The organism is Variovorax sp. UC122_21 (assembly GCF_044056785.1).
Lineage (GTDB): Bacteria > Pseudomonadota > Gammaproteobacteria > Burkholderiales > Burkholderiaceae_C > Variovorax.
Map to the genome: position 1 here is coordinate 910646 of NZ_CP172004.1, position 23186 is coordinate 933831.

At 70.4% G+C, this 23186-nt stretch carries 24 protein-coding genes and 2 pseudogenes; 10 read left to right on the forward strand and 16 right to left on the reverse strand.

Translation table 11 applies throughout. The features are described 5' to 3' along the window. Nucleotides 1-7: 7 nt before the first annotated feature. Together ACHMXE_RS16535 and ACHMXE_RS16540 are read left to right on the forward strand one after the other, a co-directional pair. Complete coding sequence (locus ACHMXE_RS16535; RefSeq protein WP_395350246.1) at nucleotides 8-613, forward strand: nuclear transport factor 2 family protein; 606 nt, start codon at nucleotides 8-10, stop codon at nucleotides 611-613. Nucleotides 614-716: 103 nt separating this feature from the next. Further along, a complete protein-coding gene (locus ACHMXE_RS16540) occupies nucleotides 717-1475 on the forward strand; it encodes a sulfite exporter TauE/SafE family protein (RefSeq protein ID WP_395350247.1) in 759 nt (252 codons plus the stop codon). Between the two features lie 138 nt (nucleotides 1476-1613). Here ACHMXE_RS16540 and ACHMXE_RS16545 read toward each other — a convergent pair whose 3' ends face one another. The 4 genes and pseudogenes from ACHMXE_RS16545 to ACHMXE_RS16560 all read right to left on the reverse strand — a co-directional run bounded on the left by ACHMXE_RS16545 (nucleotide 1614) and on the right by ACHMXE_RS16560 (nucleotide 4488). Further along, entirely contained in the window at nucleotides 1614-1973 is a 360-nt protein-coding gene (locus ACHMXE_RS16545) for a DUF1428 domain-containing protein (protein WP_093347496.1), read from the reverse strand. 64 nt (nucleotides 1974-2037) lie between these two features. Then, nucleotides 2038-3512 (reverse strand): annotated as a pseudogene (locus ACHMXE_RS16550) (DHA2 family efflux MFS transporter permease subunit). 62 nt (nucleotides 3513-3574) lie between these two features. Continuing rightward, nucleotides 3575-3994, reverse strand: a complete 420-nt coding sequence (locus tag ACHMXE_RS16555) for a VOC family protein (RefSeq protein ID WP_203202787.1) — start codon at nucleotides 3992-3994, stop codon at nucleotides 3575-3577. A gap of 68 nt (nucleotides 3995-4062) precedes the next feature. Continuing rightward, complete coding sequence (locus ACHMXE_RS16560) at nucleotides 4063-4488, reverse strand: VOC family protein (protein WP_395350248.1); 426 nt, start codon at nucleotides 4486-4488, stop codon at nucleotides 4063-4065. Nucleotides 4489-4649: 161 nt separating this feature from the next. On the opposite strand from ACHMXE_RS16560, the gene ACHMXE_RS16565 reads away from it, so the two are divergent. After that, the gene (locus ACHMXE_RS16565) at nucleotides 4650-5315 is read left to right on the forward strand and encodes a TetR/AcrR family transcriptional regulator (protein ID WP_209541904.1); all 666 of its coding nucleotides are present in this window, start codon (nucleotides 4650-4652) and stop codon (nucleotides 5313-5315) included. Between the two features lie 24 nt (nucleotides 5316-5339). Here the strand turns inward: ACHMXE_RS16565 and ACHMXE_RS16570 are convergent, their stop codons facing one another. The 6 genes and pseudogenes from ACHMXE_RS16570 to ACHMXE_RS16595 all read right to left on the reverse strand — a co-directional run bounded on the left by ACHMXE_RS16570 (nucleotide 5340) and on the right by ACHMXE_RS16595 (nucleotide 12120). Next, nucleotides 5340-5831 (reverse strand): MarR family winged helix-turn-helix transcriptional regulator, encoded by a 492-nt coding sequence (locus ACHMXE_RS16570; protein ID WP_203202784.1) that lies wholly within the window; start codon nucleotides 5829-5831, stop codon nucleotides 5340-5342. A gap of 35 nt (nucleotides 5832-5866) precedes the next feature. After that, nucleotides 5867-7613 (reverse strand): annotated as a pseudogene (locus tag ACHMXE_RS16575) (acyl-CoA dehydrogenase family protein). Nucleotides 7614-7617: 4 nt separating this feature from the next. Then, complete coding sequence (locus ACHMXE_RS16580) at nucleotides 7618-8613, reverse strand: Bug family tripartite tricarboxylate transporter substrate binding protein (protein WP_209541901.1); 996 nt, start codon at nucleotides 8611-8613, stop codon at nucleotides 7618-7620. Nucleotides 8614-8642: 29 nt separating this feature from the next. After that, a complete protein-coding gene (locus ACHMXE_RS16585; protein ID WP_395350250.1) occupies nucleotides 8643-9407 on the reverse strand; it encodes an SDR family NAD(P)-dependent oxidoreductase in 765 nt (254 codons plus the stop codon). Nucleotides 9408-9438: 31 nt separating this feature from the next. Next, the gene (locus ACHMXE_RS16590) at nucleotides 9439-11298 is read right to left on the reverse strand and encodes a feruloyl-CoA synthase (protein ID WP_395350251.1); all 1860 of its coding nucleotides are present in this window, start codon (nucleotides 11296-11298) and stop codon (nucleotides 9439-9441) included. A gap of 48 nt (nucleotides 11299-11346) precedes the next feature. Next, on the reverse strand, nucleotides 11347-12120 hold the full coding sequence (locus ACHMXE_RS16595; RefSeq protein WP_209541897.1) for a crotonase/enoyl-CoA hydratase family protein: 774 nt from the start codon (nucleotides 12118-12120) through the stop codon (nucleotides 11347-11349). Nucleotides 12121-12223: 103 nt separating this feature from the next. On the opposite strand from ACHMXE_RS16595, the gene ACHMXE_RS16600 reads away from it, so the two are divergent. Beyond that, the gene (locus ACHMXE_RS16600) at nucleotides 12224-13102 is read left to right on the forward strand and encodes an amidohydrolase family protein (RefSeq protein ID WP_203202778.1); all 879 of its coding nucleotides are present in this window, start codon (nucleotides 12224-12226) and stop codon (nucleotides 13100-13102) included. Here ACHMXE_RS16600 and ACHMXE_RS16605 read toward each other — a convergent pair whose 3' ends face one another. After that, complete coding sequence (locus ACHMXE_RS16605; RefSeq protein ID WP_203202777.1) at nucleotides 13103-13990, reverse strand: MurR/RpiR family transcriptional regulator; 888 nt, start codon at nucleotides 13988-13990, stop codon at nucleotides 13103-13105. Nucleotides 13991-14124: 134 nt separating this feature from the next. On the opposite strand from ACHMXE_RS16605, the gene ACHMXE_RS16610 reads away from it, so the two are divergent. Next, nucleotides 14125-15120 carry a Bug family tripartite tricarboxylate transporter substrate binding protein gene (locus ACHMXE_RS16610; RefSeq protein ID WP_395350252.1) on the forward strand — a complete coding sequence of 332 codons (996 nt, stop codon included), beginning with the start codon at nucleotides 14125-14127 and terminating at the stop codon, nucleotides 15118-15120. Beyond that, complete coding sequence (locus ACHMXE_RS16615; RefSeq protein ID WP_395350253.1) at nucleotides 15117-16067, forward strand: succinylglutamate desuccinylase/aspartoacylase family protein; 951 nt, start codon at nucleotides 15117-15119, stop codon at nucleotides 16065-16067. The genes ACHMXE_RS16610 and ACHMXE_RS16615 overlap by 4 nt, the downstream gene beginning before the upstream one ends. On the opposite strand, the gene kefC is transcribed toward ACHMXE_RS16615, so the two are convergent. Together kefC and ACHMXE_RS16625 are read right to left on the reverse strand one after the other, a co-directional pair. Beyond that, nucleotides 16064-17914, reverse strand: a complete 1851-nt coding sequence (gene kefC / locus ACHMXE_RS16620; protein WP_395350256.1) for a glutathione-regulated potassium-efflux system protein KefC — start codon at nucleotides 17912-17914, stop codon at nucleotides 16064-16066. The genes ACHMXE_RS16615 and kefC overlap by 4 nt on opposite strands. Continuing rightward, entirely contained in the window at nucleotides 17915-18631 is a 717-nt protein-coding gene (locus ACHMXE_RS16625; RefSeq protein ID WP_395350257.1) for an NAD(P)H-dependent oxidoreductase, read from the reverse strand. Between the two features lie 79 nt (nucleotides 18632-18710). On the opposite strand from ACHMXE_RS16625, the gene ACHMXE_RS16630 reads away from it, so the two are divergent. Both ACHMXE_RS16630 and ACHMXE_RS16635 read left to right on the forward strand, forming a co-directional pair. Continuing rightward, nucleotides 18711-19331, forward strand: a complete 621-nt coding sequence (locus ACHMXE_RS16630; RefSeq protein WP_209541881.1) for a ParA family protein — start codon at nucleotides 18711-18713, stop codon at nucleotides 19329-19331. A gap of 94 nt (nucleotides 19332-19425) precedes the next feature. Beyond that, a complete protein-coding gene (locus ACHMXE_RS16635) occupies nucleotides 19426-19887 on the forward strand; it encodes a MaoC family dehydratase (protein WP_172705582.1) in 462 nt (153 codons plus the stop codon). A gap of 24 nt (nucleotides 19888-19911) precedes the next feature. On the opposite strand, the gene ACHMXE_RS16640 is transcribed toward ACHMXE_RS16635, so the two are convergent. From ACHMXE_RS16640 to ACHMXE_RS16650, 3 genes are all read right to left on the reverse strand, one after another. Beyond that, nucleotides 19912-20205, reverse strand: coding sequence for a DUF4148 domain-containing protein (locus ACHMXE_RS16640; RefSeq protein ID WP_093347443.1), 294 nt, complete (start codon nucleotides 20203-20205; stop codon nucleotides 19912-19914). Nucleotides 20206-20336: 131 nt separating this feature from the next. Beyond that, on the reverse strand, nucleotides 20337-20798 hold the full coding sequence (gene trmL / locus ACHMXE_RS16645; protein ID WP_395350258.1) for a tRNA (uridine(34)/cytosine(34)/5-carboxymethylaminomethyluridine(34)-2'-O)-methyltransferase TrmL: 462 nt from the start codon (nucleotides 20796-20798) through the stop codon (nucleotides 20337-20339). 20 nt (nucleotides 20799-20818) lie between these two features. Continuing rightward, a complete protein-coding gene (locus ACHMXE_RS16650; RefSeq protein ID WP_395350260.1) occupies nucleotides 20819-21535 on the reverse strand; it encodes a phosphoribosyltransferase family protein in 717 nt (238 codons plus the stop codon). A gap of 23 nt (nucleotides 21536-21558) precedes the next feature. Between ACHMXE_RS16650 and ACHMXE_RS16655 the strand changes: the two genes are divergently transcribed. Both ACHMXE_RS16655 and ACHMXE_RS16660 read left to right on the forward strand, forming a co-directional pair. After that, entirely contained in the window at nucleotides 21559-22476 is a 918-nt protein-coding gene (locus ACHMXE_RS16655) for a biotin synthase (protein WP_395350262.1), read from the forward strand. 178 nt (nucleotides 22477-22654) lie between these two features. Then, nucleotides 22655-23131 carry a DUF2244 domain-containing protein gene (locus ACHMXE_RS16660; protein ID WP_093348338.1) on the forward strand — a complete coding sequence of 159 codons (477 nt, stop codon included), beginning with the start codon at nucleotides 22655-22657 and terminating at the stop codon, nucleotides 23129-23131. Nucleotides 23132-23186 lie beyond the last annotated feature (55 nt).

Here is a 23186-nt window from a genome sequence, read left to right on the forward strand (position 1 = left end):
CAGAGGAATGAACGACACGCTGCAGCAGGAGCTGCTGATCCGCCGCATGATCGAACGCTGGGCCGTCTGGCGCGATGCCGGCGACTGGGAGCGCTTCGCCACCGTGTGGCATCCCGAGGGCGTGATGATGGCGACCTGGTTCCAGGGGCCGTTCTCCGAGTTCATCCGCGTCACGCAGGAAGGCTGGGCGAAGGGCGTGAGCATCCTGCACTTCCTCGGCGGCTCGGCGATCGAGCTGGCGGGCGAGCGCGCCATCGTGCAGACCAAGATGACGATCTCGCAGCGCGGCCCGGTCGAGGGCGTGCCCTGCGACGTGGTGTGCACCGGCCGCTTCTACGACTTCGTGGTGCTGCACGAGGGGCAGTGGAAGCTGCTGCACCGCCAGCCGATCTACGAGAAGGACCGCATCGACCCGATCGATCCGGCCGCCACCGTGACGCTCGATGCCGCCAAGCTGGCCGAGCTGCCCGAGGGCTACCGCCACCTGGCCTACATCCAGCAGCGCATCGGCTACACGGTGAAGCTCGACATGCCGATGCTCAAGGGGCCGGCGGTCGAGGCGCTGTACCAGCGCGGCGCGCGCTGGCTCGCGGGCGGCGCGCTCGAGCGCTGAGCCGGGCCGGGGTGGACCGGGCCGAAGCGGCCCGCGCGCCTTCCTGCTACGCTCGCCGGGCCCGTCGCGACGACGGGCTTTTTTTCGCGCGCCGTCCCTGCCCATGGTCTTCCCCCTCATCACCGACCCGCACTTCTACGCGGTCGCCATTCCCGCCGTGCTGCTGCTCGGCATCAGCAAGAGCGGCTTCGGCGCGGGCTTCGGCTCGCTCGCGGTGCCGCTGATGGCGCTGGCGGTCACGGTGCCGCAGGCGGCGGCGATCCTGATGCCGCTGCTGCTGTTGATGGACCTGCTGGGGCTCGCGGCCTTCCGGCGCGACTTCGACCGCTCGCTGCTGAAGTTCCTGATCCCCTTCGGCCTGCTGGGCACGGTGATCGGCACGCTGCTGTTCCGCGCGCTGTCGGCGCACACGGTGGCGGGCATCGTGGGCGTGTTCACGCTGCTGTTCCTGTCGCAGCGCCTGCTGTTCCCGCCCAAGCCAAACGATCCGCTGCCCTCGCGCGGCATCGGCGCCGCGCTGACCACGGTGTCGGGCTTCACGAGCTTCATCGCGCACGCGGGCGGGCCGCCGATCAATGCCTACGTGATCCCGCTGCGGCTGTCGCCGGTGGTGTTCACCGCCACCATGGCCTACTTCTTCTTCGTGGTGAACCTCAGCAAGTGGATCCCCTATGCGTGGCTGGGCCTGATCGACCTGCGCACGCTGGCCACCTCGCTGGCGCTGATGCCCTTCGCGCCGCTGGGCGTGTGGGTCGGCATCCGCATCGCGCGGCGCATCGACGCCACCTGGTTCTACCGCTTCGTCTACCTGGGCATGCTGCTGACGGGGCTCAAGCTCGTCTACGACGGTTTCATCGCCTGATTCGAAGGCGCAAAAGAAAAAAACCGTTCGCGCTGAGCTTGTCGAAGCGTCGCGCAAGGCTTCGCCCTTCGACAGGCTCAGGACAGGCCAGGCTCAGCCCGAACGGTTCCTGGATCGCACCGGTGTCGAAACGCCGGTTCAGAACTCCACGATCGACTTGAAGCCCCCGAAGATCATGCGCTTGGCATCGAAGGGCATGGTCTTCGGATCCATCGCCGCGATGCGCGGGTCGGCCATCACCTTGGCATTGACCGTGTCGCGGTGCTTGCGCGACTTGTAGACGATCCACGAGAACGCGACCACCTCGTCGGCCTTGAGCTTCACGCTTTGCGGGAACGAGGTCAGCTTGCCGGGCTTGACGTCGTCCGCGACGCACTCCACGTATTCGAGCGCGCCGTACTCCATCCAGACCTTGCCGGCCTTGCGCGCCACCTTGCGGTAGGCCTCCACGTTCTTGGCGGGAATCGGCACGATGAAACCGTCGACATAGCGAGCCATGGGAACACTCCTTGAAAAGAAGGGAAAGAGAAACAGAAACGGCGGCCGGCCCAGCAGCAGCCCGTCAGGACGTTGCCGCGCCATTCGCCGCGCTCCCGGGGCCCGCCGATTCCTCGTTGTTCTGCATCTGCCCCGGCATGGCGGAGCGAAGCAGCAGGGCGCCCAACAAACCCGCCACCGCCGCGAACACGGCGCCGACGAGAAATGCCATCTGGTAGCCGCCGGTGAGCGCGAGCGGCGTGCTCGCGCCGGCCGCGAGCATCGAGCCGGTCTGCGCGGCCGCGATGCTCGCGAGCACCGCGAGGCCCAGCGCGCCGCCCATCATGAAGGCGGTGTTGACCACGCCGAGGCCAGGCCCGATTCGTTCGGACTCACCTCGCTCATCGCGGCCAGCAGCAGCGGGTTGAAGGCCATGCCGGCGCCCAGGCCCAGCAGCAGCATGCCGGGCAGCACGTCGATCGCGAAGCGGCCGTCGACCGGCGCGCGCGCGAACAGCGCCAGCCCGATGGCCGCGAGCCACAGGCCCGCCGCGAGCGGACGGCGGATGCCGAAGCGCATCACGATCCGGGCCGACAGCCCGAGCGAGAACACGGCCATGATGACGTTGGCCGGCAGGAAGGCCAGGCCGATCTGCATCGGCGTGTAGGCGAGCACCAGCTGCATGTAGAGCGCCGAGATGAAGAACCAGGCGAACATCGCCGCGGCCCACAGCACGCCCACCACGTTCGCGACCGAGACGCTGCGCAGCCGGAACAGGCCCAGCGGCATCAGCGGATGCTTCACCCTGGCCTCGATGGCGATGAAGATCGCGAGCAGCGCGACCGCGGTGCCGAGCAGGCCCAGCGTCTGCGCCGAGCGCCAGCCGGCCTCGTTGCCGTTGACCACGCCGTAGACCGCGAGCATCAGCGAGAGCGTGACCGTGACCGCGCCGGCCACGTCGAGCTTCTCGCCATGGGCCTGGCCGCGCGCGCTCGGCAGCAGCGCGATGCACAGCGCGTACACGGCCACGCCGATCGGCAGGTTGACCAGGAAGATCCAGTGCCAGCTCAGCGAACTGGTGAGCAGGCCGCCGAGCAGCACGCCGATGCTGCCGCCGCCGGCGCAGACGAAGCCGTAGACGCCCATCGCCTTGGCGCGGTCGGCCGGCTCGGTGAAGAGGTTCATGATCAGCGACAGCGAGACGGCCGACACGATCGCGCCGCCCAGGCCCTGCACCGCGCGCGCGGCGATCAGGAGGCCCTGCGTGGTCGAGATGCCGCAGGCCAGCGAGGCCAGCGTGAACAGCACCAGCCCGGCGAGGAAGACGCGGCGGTGGCCGTAGAGGTCGCCGAGCCGCCCGCCCAGCAGCAGGAAGCCGCCGAAGGTCAGCATGTAGGCGTTGACGACCCACACCAGCGAGGTCTCGGTGAAGCCGAGGTCGGTGCGGATCGAGGGCAGCGCGACGTTCACGATGGTGGTGTCGAGCACGATCATCAGCACGCCCAGGCACAGCACCATGAGGGCGAGCCAGCGCTTGCGGTTGTCGAGGGATTCGGTCATGGAAAGGATTCCTCAGGGACCGGGCGGCAGGCCGCCCCGGGGGATGGTTGTGGCGTTCTTCGTCAGACGAGGGAGGCGCCGCCGTTGATCAGCCAGGGCGTGCCGTAGCGGTCGGTCACCATGCCGAAGCCCTCGACCCAGAAGGTCTTCTCGAACGGCATGCCGACCTGGCCGCCGTCGGCGAAGGCGTCGAACACGCGCTTCGCCTCGGCGACGGTCGGGTAGTTGAGCGCGACGCCGAAGCCCTTCATGCCTTCGTACGGCATGCCCGGCATGCTGTCGGAGGCCATGAGCATGCTGTCGCCGACCACGAGGCTGGCGTGCATCAGGCGGCTGGCGGCCTCGGGCGGCATGTTGGCGGCTTCGGGGCTTTCGCCCACGGTCATGAGCATTTCCATTTTTCCGCCGAGCGTCTTCTCGTAGAAGCGCATGGCCTCGGCCGCGTTGCCGTCGAAGGTGAGATAGGCATTGAGGAGCGACATTGGGAGTTCCTTGTGATCGAGTGGTTGGGGGCGCGGGATGAGGAAAGGGCGGCGCGTGGCGGCTGGCTTCAGCCGCCGACCACCACCATCCAGCCCACGCCGAAGCGGTCGCCGACCATGCCGAAGCCCGGCGAGAAGAAGGTGGGGATCAGCGGTTGCATCACCTGGCCGCCGTCGGCCAGCGCGTCGAACCACTTGCGCGCATCGGCCTCGGTGGGCGCGCTGATCGCCAGCATGATTCCCTTGAACTCGGCCTGGCCCGAGCAGCGTCCGTCGGAGGCCATGAGCTCGGTCTCGCCGATGCGCAGCACCGCATGCATGACCTTGTCGGGACCGGGCATGGCGCCGGCGCAGCCGTCCGCGTCGGGCGGCATGTCGGCGGGGGCGTCGCTGTAGCGCATGAGCTGCACGACCTCGGCGCCGAGCGCCTTCCCATAGAACGCGATGGCCTCGTCGCAGCGGCCTTCGAACGAGAGATAGGACTGGACTTTCATGGCAATTCCTCTTCGCAAAAGCGGTTATTCCGGGGGGCGCCGCTGGGCATGAAAGCCCGAGGCGAATACGATGGCACTACTTTGTGTACACCGTCCACAAAGAATAGCAAAGATAATGGACAGTGTCCACATCGAAAAATCGTAGTCCGAGAAAGAAGGAAATGGTCCGCAACGCCGCCATCGCCGCCGAATCCGCGCCGCCCTCGCGCTCCACCTACCGCCACGGCGACCTGCGCCGGGCCTTGCTGGACGCGGGCATCGAGCTGGCGCGCGACGGCGGCCCCGACGCCGTGGTGCTGCGCGAGGCCACGCGCCGCGTGGGCGTGGTGCCCAACGCGGCCTACCGCCACTTCGCGAGCCGGCACGAGCTGCTGCTGGCGGTGCGCGGCGCCGCGCTGTCGGCCGCGGCGCGCTCGATGGAGCAGGAGCTCGGCGCGATCTCGCACGACCAGCCGCCGGCCGACTACGCGCGCGCCTGGGTGCGGGCGATCGGCTCGGGCTACCTGCGTTTCGCGCAGGCCCAGCCGGGGCTGTTCCGTACCGCCTTCGTGATCTCTTCCGACGAGGCGCGCGGCGCCATCGGCCCCTCGAGCGCGGGCGCGAGCGGCATGGACCCGTTCCAGCTGCTGGGCTCGGGCCTCGACCGGCTGGTGGAGGCCGGCGCGCTCGATCCGGCGCGGCGCCCGAATGCCGAGTACCTGGCGTGGTCGGCGGTGCACGGGCTCGCGCTGCTGATCATCGAAGGTCCGCTCAAGGACGCCGACCCGTCGGTGCTGGAGCCGCTGACGCTGCGGCTGCTGGAGATGGTGGAGCTGGGCCTGCAGTAGGCGCGGCGCTCACGCGACCGCAGCCTAGAGATAGACCTTCTGCAACAGCTTGATCAGCGTCTCGCGCTCGCGCGCGCTGAGCCGCGCGCTGGCATCGAGCTCGAGCTGGATCACGGCCTGTTCCGCTTCGCGCACCAGTTCCTCGCCGGCCGGCGTGAGATGCAGGCCGACCGCGCGGCCGTCGTGCGGATGCGGCTTGCGCTCGATCAGCGCGCGCGCGTCGAGCTCGGCCACCAGGCTCACGAGGTTGGGCGGCAGGATGTCGAGCGTGCTGCAGATCTGGCGCGAGGTGGCGCCCGGGTTGTGCGCCAGCAGCGACAGCACCGAGAAGTCGATCTGCTTGAGCTTGAAGGCCGCCATGCGCCTGGCGAACAGCGCGCTCACCACCAGCCAGGCGCGGCGCGCGTTGTAGCCGACCAGGGTCTCGAGCACATGCGCGTCGAGGCGGTCCGTCCGGCCGAGCGGCGCGGCGGCCGTGTCGCTCTTGGGGATGGCGGATTTCGGAGAGCTGGGCATGGCGCTAGCGTAACCGCGAGCGGGCGCCCGCGGCGCTAGCCCGATGGCGACCTGGCGACAGCCGCATGGGTCAGCGCCACCGGCTCGCAGGAGCGCTTGACCATCGCCAGCCGCATCTCGAACTCGGGCAGCACCCAGCGCCGAAAGGCCGCGGCCACGCGCGCACGGGCGGCATCCAGCGGCGCCGCGGCCTCGATGCGCGCCCAGGGCCCAGGCCAGCAGCACGAGCATCGTGGCGCGCAGGTAGTCGTCGGCCACCTCGTACGGCAGCACCGGATCGGCCTGCGCGGCCATCGCCACCGTGGTGCCGAGGTAGCGCAGCTGGGCCAGCCGACGCTGCACGTCGGCCTCGGCCTCGCGCGAGGCATCGAGCGTGTCGCGCAGCTCGAGCAGCACGGCCGACATCGCGGCGCCGTGGTCGGGCAGCACCTTGCGCACCAGCAGGTCGATGGCCTGGATCTCGTTGGTGCCCTCGTAGATCATGGTCACGCGCGCATCGCGCACGGTCTGCTCGATGCCCCACTCGCGCACGTAGCCGTGGCCGCCGAACACCTGCAGGCAGTCGCTCGCGCCGTGGAAGGCCTGCTGCGTGCAGGCGGCCTTGAGCACCGGCGTGACGATCGCGCACCAGCGCTGCGCGCGCTCGCGCGCCTTGGGATCGGCGTCGTGTTCGGCGATGTCGAGCATCAGCGCGCTGCGGTAGGCGATGGCGCGCGCGCCGTCGATCCAGGCACGCTGGGTGTCGAGGATGCGGCGCAGCGCGGGATGCTCGGCGATCAGGTCGGCGCTCTCGCCGCCGCGGCTCGCCGGCACCGGGCCGGGCGCGCGCATCTGGCGGCGCTCGCCCGCGTAGGCCTCGGCCTTCTGCCAGGCGGCATCGAGCAGGCCGATGCCCTGCAGCGCGACGTGCAGCCGCGCCGAATTCATCATCACGAACATCGCGGCCAGGCCGCGGCCGGCCTCGCCGACCAGCCAGCCGGTGGCGTCCTCGAAGCGCATCGCGCAGGTGGGACTGCCGTGCAGGCCCATCTTCTCCTCGATGCGCTCGCAGTGCACCGCGTTGCGCTCGCCCCCGGGCAGCCACTTGGGAACCAGCGCCAGCGACAGCCCCCTGGGGCCGGCCGGCGCATCGGGCAGCCGGCACAGCACGAGGTGCACGATGTTCGGCGTGAGGTCGTGCTCGCCGCCCGAGATGAAGATCTTGCCGCCGCTCACGCGCAGGCTGCCGTCGGGCCGGGGCTCGGCGCGCGTGCGCACCTGGCCCAGGTCGCTGCCCGCGTGGGCCTCGGTCAGGCACATGGTGGCGAGCCATTCGCCGCTCGCGATCTTCGGCAGGTAGCGCGCCTTGAGCTCCTCGCTGCCGTGGTGCCGCAGGCAGGCGTAGGCACCGTGCAGCAGGCCCGGCGCCATGGTCAGGCCGTGGTTCGCGGCCGCCAGCCATTCGTAGAGCACCGCCTCGAGCACGGCCGGCAGGCCCTGGCCGCCATCCTCGGGCGCGGCCGAGAGCGCGGGCCAGCCGCCATCGACGAAGGCCCGGTAGGCCTCGCGAAAGCCCGGCGGCGTGCGTACCTCGCCCGAGGCGAAACGGCAACTCTGCGCGTCGCCGACGCGGTTCAGCGGCGCGACCGCGCTGCCGACGAAGCGGGCCGCTTGCTCGAGCACCTGCGCATGCAGCGCATCGTCGACCTCGGCGAAGGGCGCGAGCGCGCGCAGCCGCGCGGGCGCGTCGAGCACCGCCTCGAGCAGGAAGCGAACGTCCTCGGGGCGCGGCCGGTAATCCATCGGCTCAGGACTCGGCCGTGAAGCCGATCTTCTTGACCAGCGGGCCCCAGCGCTCGTACTCGGACTGCAGCGAACGGCGCATCTCCTCGGGCGTGGAGCCCTGCGCGAGCAGGCCCACCGACAGCAGGCCGTCGGCCACGGCCTTGTCCTTGAGCGCGGCCTGGATCGCGCCGCTCGCGGCGGCGATCACCGGCGCGGGCGTCTTCGCGGGCGCGAAGAAGCCGAACCACTCGTCGGCCACCAGCTCGGGGAAGCCCTGCTCGGCGAAGGTCGGCACCTCGGGCAGGTAGGCGGCGCGCTGGGCGCCCGAGGTGGCGAGCACGCGCAGCTTGTTGGCCTTGACGAAGGGCAGGTAGTCGCCGCTGGGCGTGAGGCTCGAGGCGATCTGGCCGCCGACCACGTCGTTGACCGCCGGCAGCGAGCCGCGGTAGGGCACGTGGCGCAGGTCGGCGCCGCTGTTGAGGCCCAGCAGCGCGCCCAGGAAGTGCGGCGTGGAGCCCGCGCCCGGCGAGCCGTAGCTGGCCTGGCCCGGGTTGGCCTTGGCCCAGGCCACGTAGTCCTTCAGCGTCTTCACGCTGGCCGGCACCATCGGGCCGACCGCCAGGCCGTGCGTCATCACCGCGCCGATCGAGACCGGCGCGAAGTCGGCGAGGCCGTAGCTCAGCTTGCTGTAGATGTAGGGATAGGTCGACAGCGCCGAGGCCTGCGAGAGCGCGAGCACCGAGCCGTCGGCTGGCGCGCTCTTGAGCGAGTCGAGCGCGATGCGCCCGCCCGCGCCGGGCTTGTTCTCGACCACGGGGTTGAGCTTGGTGAAGTCGGTGCCGCCGAGCTTGTCGGCCACGCGGCGCGCCACGCTGTCGCCCGCGCTGCCGGCCGGGAAGCCGTAGTAGATCTTCACCTGCTGGGCGACGATCTCGGCCAGCGCGGCCAGGGGATGCTGCAGGGCGCCGAGCGCGGCTGCGCCGCCGAGCGCCGTCACGAACTGACGTCGGTTGGTCATGGTCTTGTCTCCGGTTGGTGGTGCTGGATCTATCGCGGCGCCATGCGCAGCGCGCCGTCGAGTCGGATCACCTCGCCGTTGAGGTGGCCGTTGGTCACGACGTGGCAGGCCAGCTCGGCGAATTCCGAGGGCTGGCCCAGCCGCGGCGGGAACGGGATCGAGGCCGCGAGCGACTGCTGCACCGGCTCGGGCAGCTCGAGCAGCAGCGGCGTGGCGAACAGCCCGGGCGCGACGGTGCACACGCGGATCGCGTGCTGCGCGAGGTCGCGCGCCATCGGCAGGGTCATGCCGACCAGCCCGCCCTTCGAGGCGCTGTAGGCCTGCTGGCCGACCTGGCCGTCGAAGGCCGCGACCGAGGCGGTGAACAGCATCACGCCCTTCTCGCCGTTGGCGAGTGCATCGAGCTTCGCGCAGCGCGCGGCGAACAGGCGCGCCATGTTGTAGCTGCCGATCAGGTTGACGTTGACCACGCGCACGAAGTCCTCGAGCGGCGCCGGGTTGCCGTCCTTGCCCACGATGCGCTTCGCGCTGCCGATGCCGGCCACGTTCATCAGGATGCGCGCCGGGCCGTGCGCGGCCTCGGCCCGGTCGAGCGCGGCGGTCACGCTCGCGGCATCGGTGATGTCGCAGGCGCAGGCGATGCCGCCGATTTCTGCGGCGACCTTGGCGGCCAGTTCGGCATTGCGGTCGAGCAGCGCCACCTTCGCGCCCAGGCGCGCGAGTTCGCGCGCGGTGGCCTCGCCGAGGCCCGATGCGCCGCCGGTCACGAGTGCGGCCTGTCCTTCGATCTTCATGGGTTCGTCTCCAAAGAGGGGAAAAAAGGCGTCAGCGCGGCCGCAGGGTGAAGGGCAGCGTGCCGTCGTGCAGCGCCTCGACCAGCGCGGCGCGGTGCTTGAGCACGGCGCGCTGGTTGATCGAGCCCTTGTCGGTGACCTCGCCCTTGTCGATCGAGGGCGGCTCGCTCATCAGGTGCAGCCGCGCGATGCGGTTGGCGCTGCCGGTGCTCGCGGCCGCGAGCTGGTCGAGCACCTGCTGGAAGTGCGCCTGCACCGGCGCGCTCTCGAGCACCTGCCGCATGCTCGCGCCAGCGTCGAGGCCCGCGAGCTGGCGCACCTTCTGCGTAGGGAAGACCAGCGCGCCGACCTCCTTGAGGTTGATGCCGGTCAGCACAGCGTCCTGCACGTAGGGCGAGCCAGCCGTGGCGATCTTCGCGCGCAGCGGGCCCACGCTCACGAAGGTGCCGGTGGCGAGCTTGAAGTCCTCGGCGATGCGGCCGTCGAAGCGCAGGCCGCGGTGGATGTCGGCGTCGTCGATCCATTTGACCGCGTCGCCGGTCGAGAAGAAGCCTTCCTCGTCGAAGGCCTCGGCCGTGGCCTCGGGCGCGCGCCAGTAGCCGGGCGTGATGTTGGGGCCGCGATAGCGCACCTCGGTCTTGCCGTCGACCTCGATCAGCTTGAGCTCGATGCCCGCCGCGGGCAGGCCGACGTCGCCCGACTTCACGTCGGGGCCGGTCACGTAGAGCGCGAACGGGCCCGACTCGGTCATGCCCAGGCCGGTGCCCATCACGATGCGCTCGCCGACCTCGGCCTCCTGCGTGCGGTGCAGGCTGTCCCAGACCGGCTGCGACAGCGCCGCGCCCGAGTAGAAGAACATCTTCACGCGCGACAGCAGGTTGCGCCGCAGCACCGGGTCGGTCTCCATCGCCTGCGCGATCGCCTCGAAGCCGGTCGGCACGTTGAAGTAGATGGTGGGCGCGATCTCGCGCAGGTTGCGCAGCGTCTCGGCCATGCCGGTGGCGGTGGGCTTGCCCTCGTCGATGTAGAGCGTGCCGCCGTTGTCGAGCACGATGCCCACGTTGTGGTTGCCGCCGAAGGTGTGGTTCCACGGCAGCCAGTCGACCAGCACCGGCGGCTCGTCGCCCAGCGCCGGGATCGACTGGCGCAGCTGCTGCTGGTTGGCGCACCACATGCGGTGCGTGTTGATCACCGCCTTGGGCATCTTGGTCGAGCCCGAGGTGAACAGGAACTTGGTGATGGTGTCGGGGCCGGTGGCCTGCATCGCGGCGTCGATGGCCGGCGTGGGCAGCGTCGCCGCGAGCGCGTCGAAGGAGGTGGTGGCGCGGCCGGGCAGCTCGCCTTCGGCCAGCACGATCTCGACGCCGGAGTCGGCCGGCAGCGTGGCCTCGATGGCGCGGGCATAGCGCGCGGCGTCGGCCGCGAACACCAGGCCCGGCGTGAGCGTGGCCAGCACGTGGCGCAGCTTGTCGAAGTCCTGGCTCACGAGCGAGTAGGGCGGCGAGACCGGGCAGTAGGGCACGCCCGCGTAGAGGCAGCCGAGCGCGAGCAGCGCATGCTCGATGCCGTTCTCGCTGAGGATCGCCACCGGGCGCTCTGCGTCCAGGCCGCGCGCGAGCAGGGCCTGGCCGATCGCGCGCGCCTTCTGCAGGGCCTCGGCATAGCTCACGCGCAGCCAGTCGCCGGTGCCGCCGTCGGCCAGCCGCGCGCGGCGCGCGATGAAGGTGCGTTCGGGCGTGGCCTCGGCCCAGTGGTGCAGCCGGTCGGTCATGCGTTCGCGGTAGGGGCGAAGCGGCGTTTCCGCGCTCAGGTACTGCGTGCCCGGCGCGCCTTCGCGCAGCAGCGCGCGCGTGACGCCGAAGGCGAGCGGTCGGTATTGGATGGCCGTCATCGGGGCGCCCGTGCGTGAGTGGATCGGTGAATGAATGAAGGAAGGGCCTCAGCCCTTGCTGACCTTGGCGCCGCGGCCTTCGAGGAAGTCGCGCACGCGCTGCTTCGCCTCGGGCGCGGCCTGCACGATGCCGGACATCAGCGCCTCGGTGAAGAAGCCGTGGTCGGCCGGCTGCTCGGCGATGCGCGGCAGCGCGTGCATCAGCGCGTAGTTGGTGAGCGGCGCGTTGGTGGCCACGCGCTTGGCGAGCTCGAAGGCCTTGTCGAAGGCCGTGCCTTCGTCGACCAGGTACTGCGCGAAGTTGGCGCGCTCGCCGTCCTCGGCGTTGTAGACGCGGCCGGTCATCATCATGTCGGTCATGCGCGCCACGCCGATCAGCCTGGGGATGCGCACCGAGCCGCCGCCGCCCACGAAGATGCCGCGCGAGCCCTCGGGCAGCGCATAGAAGGTGCTGCGGTCGGCCACGCGGATGTGGCAGGCGCTCGCGAGCTCGAGCCCGCCGCCGACCACCGCGCCGTGCAGCGCGGCGATCACCGGCACCGGGCCCTTCTCGATGCACTCCAGCGCGGCATGCCACAGGCGCGAATGGGCGAGGCCCTGGCCCGCGTCGCGCTCCTTGAGTTCGCTCAGGTCGAGGCCGGCGCAGAAGTGCGGGCCCTCGCCATCGATCACGGCCGCGCCGATCGTTGAGGGCAGGTTCTGGAAGGCGTCGCGCAGCGCGAGGATCAGGCCGTCCGACAGCGCGTTGCGCTTGGCGCCGCGCGTCAGGCGAATGATGGCGACGTCGTCGCGCAGGTCGATGTGAAGGTCGGAAGAGGTCATGTTGCGTTCGGTGTTGAAGCGGATTATGGTTATGTGAAATAATCAATTCAAGGCATTCGATACTGCCATGGACTAGGGACTTTCCCGTAAAGGAGACGATGAAGTGGACCACCAGAACCTGATCGCGATCGATATCCACACCCATGCCGAGGTGAGCTGCTGGAACCCGTTCGACAACTACGGCGAGGAGTACGACCGCGCGGCCGACAAGTACTTCGGCTCGAACCGCCGCCCGACGATCGAGGAGACGGTGGCCTACTACCGCGAGCGCAAGCTAGGGCTGGTGATGTTCATGGTCGACGCCGAGTCGAACATGGGCCGGCGGCGCATCCCGAACGAGGAGATCGCCGAGGCGGCGCAGAAGAACGCCGACATGATGATCGCCTTCGCGAGCATCGATCCGCACAAGGGAAAGATGGGCGCGCGCGAGGCGCGGCGGCTGATCGAGGAGCACGGCGTCAAGGGCTTCAAGTTCCACCCGACGGTGCAGGCCTTCCATCCCTACGACCGCATGGCCTGGCCGATCTACGAGGTGATCGCCGAGTACGGCATGCCCGCGATCTTCCACACCGGCCACAGCGGCATCGGCTCGGGCATGCGTTGCGGCGGCGGCCTGCGGCTCGAGTACAGCAACCCGATGCACCTGGACGACGTGGCGATCGATTTCCCCGACATGCAGATCGTGATGGCCCACCCCAGCTTCCCCTGGCAGGACGAGGCGCTGAGCGTGGCCACGCACAAGCCCAACGTCTGGATCGACCTCTCGGGCTGGAGCCCCAAGTACTTTCCGAAGCAGCTGGTGCAGTACGCCAACACGCTGCTGAAGGACCGCGTGCTGTTCGGCAGCGACTACCCGCTGATCACGCCCGAGCGCTGGATGAAGGACTTCGAGGTCGCGGGCTTCAAGCCCGAGGTGATGCCCGGCATCCTGAAGGGCAACGCGGTGCGGCTGCTGCGGCTCGAGACCGCCGCCGCGGCCTGATCAGCCCGCCTTGCGCGCCGGGCCCGCCGGCGCGGCGGCGTCGTTCCAGTGCTGTTCCCACAGGGCGTCGCCGCGTTCGAGCGCGGCGCCCAGTTCCTTCCTGCGCCGCTGCACGACCGCGGTGACCAGCGCATTGCCGAGCGAGAAGGCGGCCGTGTAGGAATCGAAGGGCGAGGCGCTCGAGGTGCGCACCAGCATCAGGTGGTCGGCCGAGGCGGCCGCGGCCGCCGAGGGGCTGTCGGTGATCACGATCACCTTCGCGCCGCGTTCGCGGAAGTAGGCCGCCGCGCGCGCGGTGGCCAGCGAGTGGCGCCGGAAGGTGACGGCCAGCAGCACGTCGTTCTCGCCGATCCACAGCAGCTGGTCCTCGAGCGGCAGCGCGGCCGTGCCGGCCAGCGGCCGCACCTCGGGCAGGCACAGGTTCAGGTGCAGCGCGAGATGGCCCGCGATGGCGGCCGCATGCCGGTGGCCCAGCACATGCACGCGCGCCTTGCGCTGCACCAGCAGCCGCACGGCGGCCTCGAAGGCCACGGGATCGATGGCCGCGAAGGTCGAGCTCAGGTTGTGCTGGTCGTGCAGCAGCGCATTGGCCAGGCAGGTGCGCACCGAGGCGTCGTCGACGATCACGGCATCGGCGCGCGTGGCGGGCGAGGCCAGCCGCGCCGTGACCTCGGAACGGGCCTCGAGCTGCGCTTCCGCATAGCTGGGATAGCCGAGCTTGGCGAGCAGCCGCACCACGGTCGAGGCGCTGGTGCCCACCTTCTTTGCAAGGCTCGTTGCAGATTCGAGCAGGCCCTGGGGATAGCGCGTCTGCAGTTCCTCGATCAGGCGCTGCTCGCTCTTGGTGAGCTTGCGGCCGTAGCCCGAGATGCGTTGGTTGAGGTTCATGGTCGCCGGGCATTCTGCCCGCGCAGGGGTCGAGATGGGCTTCGATTTTGCAATGTTTATTGCAAAACTGTGACGACCTTGCAAGAATGCGCGCACATTCAGGCCCCATCCCTTCCCGATTCCAGGACGCTTCCATGACCTTCCCCCTTTCCGCCTCCGCGCTGCGCCGCCGCACCTTCCTGGGCGCGGGCCTCGCGGCCGCGCTGCCGCTGGCGGCACATGCGCAGGCCTATCCGTCGCGGCCGGTCACGCTGGTGGTGCCGTTCCCGGCCGGCGGCTCGGTGGACCTGATCGCGCGGCTCTATGCCGATCCGCTCGCCAAGGCGCTGGGCGCGTCGGTGGTGATCGACAACCGCGGCGGCGCGGGCGGCTCGATCGCCAGCGCGCAGGTGGCGCGCGCCAAGCCCGACGGCTACACGCTGGTGGTCTCGTCGCAGAGCTCGCACCTCGCGAATCCGCTCACGCAGGCCAACCCCGGCTACGACCCGATCAAGGACTTCGCCTCCATCAGCCAGCTCGCGCGCTCGATCAACGTGCTGCTGGTGAACCCGGCCGTGCCCGCGAAGAACTTCAAGGAATTCGTCGCGCTCGTGAAAGCCCGCCCCGGCGAGCTCAATTTCTGCAGCGCCGGACCGGGCAGCATGGGCCAGCTCAACGTCGAGCTGATGAAGTCGCAGCTGCAGCTCAATGCCACGCACGTGCCCTACCGCGGCGGCGGCCCGCTGGTCACGGCGCTGATCTCGAACGAGGTGCAGTTCGGCCTCGACAACCTCGCGCCCTTCCTGCCGCACATCCAGGCCGGCAAGCTGCGCGCGCTCGCGGTGGCCGCGCCGGCGCGCGTCGCGGCGCTGCCCGACGTGCCGACCTTCGCGGAGCTCGGCTACCCGGTGCTCAACACCACCTCGTGGATCGGCCTGGCCGCGCCCGCGAAGACGCCGGGCGACGTGATCGCCACCTTGCACAAGGCCGTGCGCTCGGTGGCCGACCAGCCGTCCATGGTCGAGGCGCTGGAGTCGCGCGGTTCGCTCACGCCCGAGCAGCAGTCGCCCGCGCAGTTCACGGCCATGATGTCGGAGCGCCTCGCGCTGTACGGCGAGATGGTGAAGCGCGCGGGGATCCGCGGCGAATGACCACCTCCTCGTTCACCCCCGACACCGCACCGCTCGAGGTGCTGCCGCGCGACCTCTCGGCCTACCGCGCGGGCAACACCGGCATCGACTACGTGCATCGGTTCGAATCGGGCCGGCCCGGGCCGCATGTGCTGGTCAATGCGCTGACGCACGGCAACGAGATCTGCGGCATGGTGGCGGCCACCGACCTGCTCGACCGCGGCGTGCGCCCGAAGATCGGCACGTTGACCGTGAGCTTCGCCAACGTCGAGGCCTACGAGGCCTTCGACATCGAGCGGCCCTACGAGAACCGCCAGCTGGTGCACAACCTCAACCGCATCTGGACGCCGGCGCTGCTCGACGGCAACGAGCAAAGCCCCGAGCTGCGCCGCGCGCGCGAGCTGCGGCCGGTGCTCGACGCGGCGGATCACGTGCTCGACATTCATTCGACGCGCGCGCCGGTGCAGCCCTTCTGGGTCTATCCGGAGCTCGAGCGCAATGCCCGGCTGGCGCTGGCCGTGGGCGTGCCGCTGGTGCACCTGGTGATGCCCGCGGGCGCGGCGCCCGGCACCGGCGTGATCGGTTACGGCCGCCACGGTGCGGCCGAGGGCCAGGGCGCGGCGGTCGTGGTGGAGTGCGGCCAGCACTTCAGCCGGTCGGCCGCCGCGCTCGCGGTCGACGTGACGCAGCGTTTTCTCGCGCAGCTCGGGCTGGTCGATCCGGTGGCCGCGCAGGCGCCCGCCGCGCCCGCGCGCCGCTTCCGCCTGCTCGAGGTGCACATGGTGAAGACCGAGAGCTTCGCCTTCGTGCGGCCGCTGCTGGGCTTCGAGACCTTCGACCGCGGCGAGCTGATCGCGGTCGACGCGGGGCAGGAGATCCGTTCGCCCTGCGACGGCTGCACGGTCTTCATGCCCACGCGCGCGGCGCTGGTGGGCCGCGAGGGCGTCTACCTCACGGTGCCGGTCTAAGGCACCCGCTCTTCGTCCTCTTCCTGCCGGTCCCAGTCGCGCCCGGCGCGCCGCTTGCGCTCCTCACGCTCGCGCGCCATCTGTTCCTCGAACTGCTGGCGGCCCGCCTTGTTGACCGCGATCAGCTTGGCGCGGTCCTTGTAGTGCGGATAGATGTCGTCGGTGAGCTTGAGGTTGCGCTCGCGGAAACGCATGCTCGATTCGCGCGCCTCGTGCGCGGGCCAGCCTAGCACCTCGAGCACCGAGCGCGCGCTGCGCAGCGACGACTCGAAGACCTCGCGCTCGACCAGCGTCACGCCGCGGTCGCGCAGCTGGAACAGATGGCTCACGTTGCGTGCGCGCGCGATGATCTGCGCCTGCGGGAAGTTCTCGCGGAACAGGTCGACGATCTCGAGCGACTGCTCGATGTCGTCGACCGCCACCACCACCGCCTTGGCCGTGCCGGCGCCCGCGGTGCGCAGCAGGTCGAGGCGCGTGGCGTCGCCGTAGAACACCCGGAAGCCGAATTCGCGCAGGCCCTCGACGTTGTCGGCATCGTGGTCGAGCACCGTCACGCGCAGCCCCTGCGACATCAGCATGCGGCCCACGATCTGGCCGTAGCGGCCGAAGCCGCAGATCAGCACCTTGGCGTCCTGCTGCTCCGAGATCTCCTCGAGCTGCGGCCCGCCGATGTTGCTGTAGCGCGGCAGCAGGTAGCGGTCGATCAGCACCAGCAGCAGCGGCGACAGCAGCATCGACAGCGCGACCGCGCCGATCAGGAGCGAGGTGATCTGCGGCGGCAGCACGTCGGGCCCGGCCGACTGGAACACCACGAAGGCGAACTCGCCGCCCTGCGCCAGCAGCAGCGTGAACACGGGACGCTCCTGGTAGGCCAGCCCCATCGCCTTGGCCAGCGCGTAGATCACCGCCAGCTTGATGGCCATGAAGCCGACCACCAGCATCGCCATGATCCAGGGGCTTGCGAACAGCACGCCGAAGTCGATCGTCATGCCCACGGCGATGAAGAACAGGCCGAGCAACAGGCCCTTGAAGGGCTCGATGTCGGTCTCGAGCTCGCGCCGGTATTCGCTCTCGGCCAGCAGCACGCCCGCGAGGAAGGCGCCCAGCGCCATCGACAGGCCGACGAACTGCATCAGCGCCGCGATCGCCACCACCAGCAGCAGCGCGGCGGCGGTGAAGATCTCGGGCGTGTCGCTGCGCGCGATCCAGCGCAGGATCGGGCGCAGCGCGAGCCGGCCGCCGAGCACGATGCCGCCGATCACGCCGAAGATCTTCAGGCCCTCGAGCAGGCGGTCGAGGCCGTTCATCGACTGCTCGGCCGCGGTGGCGCCGGCCAGCAGCGGCAGGATGGCGAGGATCGGGATCGCGGCCACGTCCTGGAACAGCAGGATCGAGAAGCCGGCCTGGCCGCTCGGCGTGCGCAGCAGGTTGCGTTCGCCGAACACCTGCAGCGCGATCGCGGTCGAGGACAGCGCCAGGCCCAGCGCTGCCACCAGCGACACGCGCCAGGGCGCGCCGACCGCGCAGCCGATGGCGAACAGCACGGCGGCGCAACTGAGCACCTGGGCCGTGCCCCAGCCGAAGATCGGCCGGCGCAGGTTCCACAGCCGCTTGGGCTCGAGCTCGAGGCCGACCAGGAACAGCATCAGCACCACGCCGAATTCGGCGAAATGCAGCACGTCCTCCACGCGCGACACCAGCCCCAGCCCCCAGGGTCCGATGGCGATGCCGGCCACCAGGTAGCCGATGATGGAACCGAGGCCCAGGGCCTTGGACAGCGGCACCACCAGCACGGCGGCGCTCAGGTAGATCAGGCTGTTGGTCAGCCAGGCGGGCGCGTGCTCCATTCAGGCGCTCCCGTCGGTCGTGGCGGCCAGCCCGCAGCGCATGGTGGTCTGGAACACCCGCTCGACCACCTTGCCGATGTCGTCCGATTCGGCCGGCCGGTCGCTCTCGGGCACCGGGCAGGCCACGCAGGCGTCGATCTCGTCCATCTCGGGCCAGTCGGGGTAGCTGCCCAGGCGCTGGGCGAAGACCTCCACGTGCGCGGCCACTTCGCCCTCGGGGGCGCTGCGCGCGCCGTGGAAGATCAGCGGCGGCAAGAAGCGCATGCCGCACAGCGCGGCGGTCTGCTCGTAGGGCGGCAGGAAGGCGTCGAAGAAATAGCGGTGGTAGCCCTGCGGGTGGTAGCTGCTCTCGGGGCTGCCGGTGGTGGCGACCAGCCACAGGTCCTTGCCCTGCAGCGCGATGCCTTCCGGGCCATAGGCCCAGCCGTAGGCCAGCACCTCGTCGACCCAGAGCTTCTGCAGCGCCGGCATCGAGTACCACTGGATCGGATGCAGCAGCACCACCAGCTGGGCGCGTTCGAGGCGCCGCTGCTCGGCCTCGACGTCGATTGCGTAGTCGGGATAGGTGCCGTAGAGGTCGTTGACATCGACGCCCGGCACCGCGCGCGCCGCGGCCAGCAGCCGGCGGTTCACGCGCGAATCGCGCCAGTGCGGATGGGCGGCGAGCACGTAGGTGCCTCCGCCTTCAGGGGTTCCCGTGGATGTTGTTGTCGTCATCCCGCGAACATAGCGCAGTCCCGGGATTTTGGGCGCCAGCCACTACCATGGCGGACTGTCCCTTCTGGAGGAGATTTCCATGCCGGTGGTTCTGGTCGCCAATCCCAAGGGTGGCGTTGGCAAATCCACGCTCGCGACGAACATCGCGGGCTACTTTGCAAGCCGCGGCCACGCCGTGATGCTCGGCGACGTGGATCGCCAGCAGTCCTCCCGGCTCTGGCTCGGCCTGCGCCCGCCGCAGGCGCGGCCGATCTCGACCTGGGAGGCCACCGAGGACAACAGCGTGGTGCGCCCGCCGCGTGGCACCACCCATGCGGTGCTCGACACCCCGGCCGGCCTGCACGGCTGGCGCTTCAAGGACGTGATCGGGCTGGCCGACAAGCTCATCGTGCCGCTGCAGCCGAGCATCTTCGACATCTACGCCACGCGCGAATTCATCGACCGGCTGCTCGAGCAGCGCCGCGCCGAGAAGACGCAGATCGGCCTGGTCGGCATGCGCGTCAACGCCCGCACGCTGGCGGCCGACCGGCTCAACGAATTCATCGCGGGACTGGGCGTGCCGGTGGTCGGCGAGTTGCGCGACACGCAGAACTACGTGCAGCTCGCGGCGCGCGGGCTCACCGTGTTCGACATCGCGCCGGGCCGGGTGCAGCGCGACCTCGAGCAATGGCAGCCGATCTGCCAATGGCTCGACAGCTGAGCCGCCGCGTGCGCTGGCGCCCCAGGTATTCCCTGAGCGTCTTTGTCGCGGTGCCGACACCCGCGGCCGCGGGCTTGCCGCTAGAGTGCGGCGCATGACCAAGAAGACCTTCCAGACCCTTCAGGATCTGGCCGCCTGTGTCGGCCAGGAAGTCGCGGTGAGCGACTGGATCACCATCACCCAGGAGCAGGTCAACCAGTTCGCCGAGGCGACCGGCGACCACCAGTGGATCCACGTCGACCTCGAGCGCGCGAAGGCGGGTCCGTTCGGCGGGCCGATCGCCCACGGTTTTCTCACCCTGTCGCTGCTGCCGCGCTTCTACGAGACCGCGCTCGACGTGGTGGAGTCGCGCATGGGCGTGAACTACGGCCTCAACCGGGTGCGCTTCATGTCGCCCGTGCCGGTGGGCAAGCGGCTGCGCGCGCGCATGAAGCTGCTGACCGCCGAGCCCATTGCCGACGACGGCATCCAGATGACCTGGGAAACCACCATCGAGCTCGAAGGCGCGGCCAAGCCCGCCTGCGTGGCCGAGTCGGTGGTGCGCCGCTACCGCTGAGGCGGCGCGCGGCCCTTCCTTTTCTTACATGCGGCGGTCGCTGATCTCGCCATAGGCGGCCGCGCCCTGGCGCGTGATGCCCACCGCGCTCGCGCGCACCGCGGCGCGGTCGGTCATGCCGTCGGTGGGGCGGGCCACGCCGGTACCGCCATTGGTGATGCGCAGCGGCTGCCGGGCCTGGGCCTGCACGTCGGCGCGCGACAGCGTCGACTGGAACGGTGCCGCGGGCAGCGGATTCTGTTCGCCCTGGAAGGCCTGGGCACCGTGGCTCAGGACCAGGGTGGCGAGGGCGGCGAAGGCGATGGACTTGGCTTGCATGGTGGAACTCCTCGTGCCCCGTGTGGAGCGTGGGTGGATCGGCATGCCGGCATGCATCGAGCCGGCATGCTTTCCATACGGGGCGTTCCGCCGTTCGGATGCGACCCCATTGCGCGAGGGGTCGCGATGCCTCATTTGAATCCGTTTTGCCGCCAGGCCTCGAACACCGTCACCGCCACCGCGTTCGACAGGTTCAGGCTGCGCTGGCCCTCGCGCATCGGCAGCCGCAGCCACTGCGCGGGATCGAAGTTCTCGCGGATCGCGGGCGGCAGGCCGCTGGTCTCGGAGCCGAACACCAGCCAGTCGCCGGGCGCGAAGCGGATGTCGTGCACGGCGCGGGTGCCGCGCGTGGTGAGCGCGAACAGGCGATCGGGCGCTGGCCGCTCGCTGTCGAGCAGCGCCTGCCAGCTCGCATGGCGGCGCACCTCGGCGTATTCGTGGTAGTCGAGGCCGGCGCGGCGCAGCAGCTTGTCGTCCATCGAGAAGCCCAGCGGCTCGACCAGGTGCAGGGTGCAGCCGGTGTTGGCGGCCAGGCGGATCACGTTGCCGGTGTTCGGCGGAATCTCGGGGTGGACCAGGACGATATGGAACATGGGCCCGATTGTCGCCACGCTCAGTGCGGCCTGTCGGTGCGCGCGAGCACGATGCCCGCGACATGCGCCGCGCCCGCGTGCCGCAGCACCTGGGCCGCGCTGAACAGCGAGGCGCCGGTGGTCATCACGTCGTCGACCAGCACCACGCGCCGGCCGGCCAGTGCGCCAGCGCGCAATGGCTCGACCGCGAAGGCGCCCTGGAGGTTGCGCATGCGCTCGGCGCGCGAAAGACCGCGCTGGGCCGGCGTCTCGCGCGTGCGCAGCAGCAGCGCGGCATCGGTCCTGCCGGGCGCGAGCCGGCGCGCCAGTTCCAGCGCCTGGTTGAAGCCGCGCTCGCGCAGCCGGCCCGGCGCGAGCGGCATCGGCAGCACGCAGTCGCAGGCATCGAGCAGCGCCGCCGCCGACGGGATGGCGCGCAGCAGTTGCGCCAGCGGGCCGGCCCAGCCGGTGTCGCCGTGGAACTTGAAGTCGGCGACGCAGTCCGGCCACGGCCAGGCGTAGTCGCAGGCCGCGAGGCAGGTATCGAGCGGCGGCGGGTGCACGACGCAGTCGCCGCAGTGCGCCACGCCCGCGGGCAGCGGCAGCGCGCAGGTCTGGCAGCGCGGCGCGCTGGCGGCGAAGCGTGCGGCGCAGGGCTCGCACACCGGGCGCGACGGCCAGTCGCGGCACAGCGCGCACTGGCTGGGCAGCCGTGCCAACAGCGAGGTCAAAGGGCGCGCGGTCCAACGGCTGAGCATGGGCTCGATCTACTCACGCCCCCATGCCCACCGACCCCCAACGCCGACCGCCGACCATCGATGCCGCGGCGGCCGCCCGCTGGCGCCGGCTGGCGCCCGCCGACGGCTCGCCCTGGCTGCACGAGGAGATCGGGCGGCGCATGGAGGACCGGCTGCAATGGATCAAGGCCAAACCGCGCCACTGGGCCGACTGGGCGCCGCTGCGCGGCGGCCTCGAGGCACACGAGCTGCTGGCGCGCCGCTACCGCGATGCCGAGGCCTTCGTGATCGAACCCGAGCCGGCGCTGGCCGCCGCGACCTCGGCCGCGCTCGCCGCGCCCTGGTGGAGCGCGCGCCGCTGGCAGGGCGGCAAGCTGCGCTTCGACGGACTGCCCGAGGAGGGCGTCGACCTGCTCTGGGCCAACATGGCGCTGCACATGGCGGCCGACCCCGAGGCGCTGATCGCGCACTGGCACCGGCAGGTCGCCACCGACGGCTTCCTGATGTTCTCGTGCTTCGGCCCCGACACCCTGCGCGAGCTGCGCGCCCTGCATGCGCGCCTGGGCTGGCCGGCCGCGAGCCACGAGTTCACCGACATGCACGACTGGGGCGACATGCTGGTGCACGCCGGTTTCGCCGAGCCGGTGATGGACATGGAGCGCATCGTGCTGACCTGGGCCACGCCCGAGGCCGCGCTGGCCGAGCTGCGCACGCTCGGGCGCAACCTGCATCCGGCGCGTTTTCCGGCTCTGCGCGGCCGGGCCTGGCAGGCGGCGCTGCACAAGGCGCTGCCCGAACTCGCGCCGGCCGAGGGCGGCGACGGGCGCATCGCGCTGACCTTCGAGATCATCTACGGCCATGCCTTCAAGCCGACCCCGCGGGTCTCGCTGTCGGCCGAGAGCGCGGTCTCGTTGCGCGAGATGCGCGAGATGCTGCAGCGCGGACGCCCGTCCGCCCACTGAAGACCGTTGTCGCGCGGCCCGCGCGTGCCGCATTCGGTACACGGCCGCTGGTATCTACCCGCTACAATCCGCCGTTGCGTGAAACTCGTGGGCACATGCCCGCGATCGAGGTCCGTCGGAACCCGTGGAAGACAAGGGAACTGGCGGGCGCCGACTTACCGATTTGCTGAACTCGCCCGTGTCGAATTCCGTGTTTCGATTTGCCACTGTTTCAGGCCAGAACATCCACTGGTTCCTGAAGCGGAACTGCTCGGTGACGCCGAGCCAGCTCGGCTGGCTCTACGCTTCACTGTGCGTGGTATCGCTCGGTATCGGGACGGTCTTCTGGATGCACGGCGCGCCGCTCGTGTTGCCGTTCGCCTGGCTCGAACTGGCTGCCGTGGGGTTCGCGTTCATGGCCTACGCCCGGCATGCGACCGATGGCGAGAGGATCATGCTGCAGGCGGGCCGGCTCGTGGTCGAACTCGAGAACGGCGGGAGCTACGAGCGCACGGAATTTCTGCCGCACCGGGTGCGGATCGAGCCGCAGACCGGCGACCGATCGCTGATCGAGTTGTCGGGCCAGGGCCGGTCGGTCAGGGTGGGGCGCTATGTACGGCCGGAGTTGAGGGCCGCACTGGCGCGCGAGATTCGGATGGCGTTGCGCGGCGCCTGAGGGGGCTCGCGCGGTGCCGCACGGTTGGGTTTGTTGAAAATTTGAAGAAACGTGA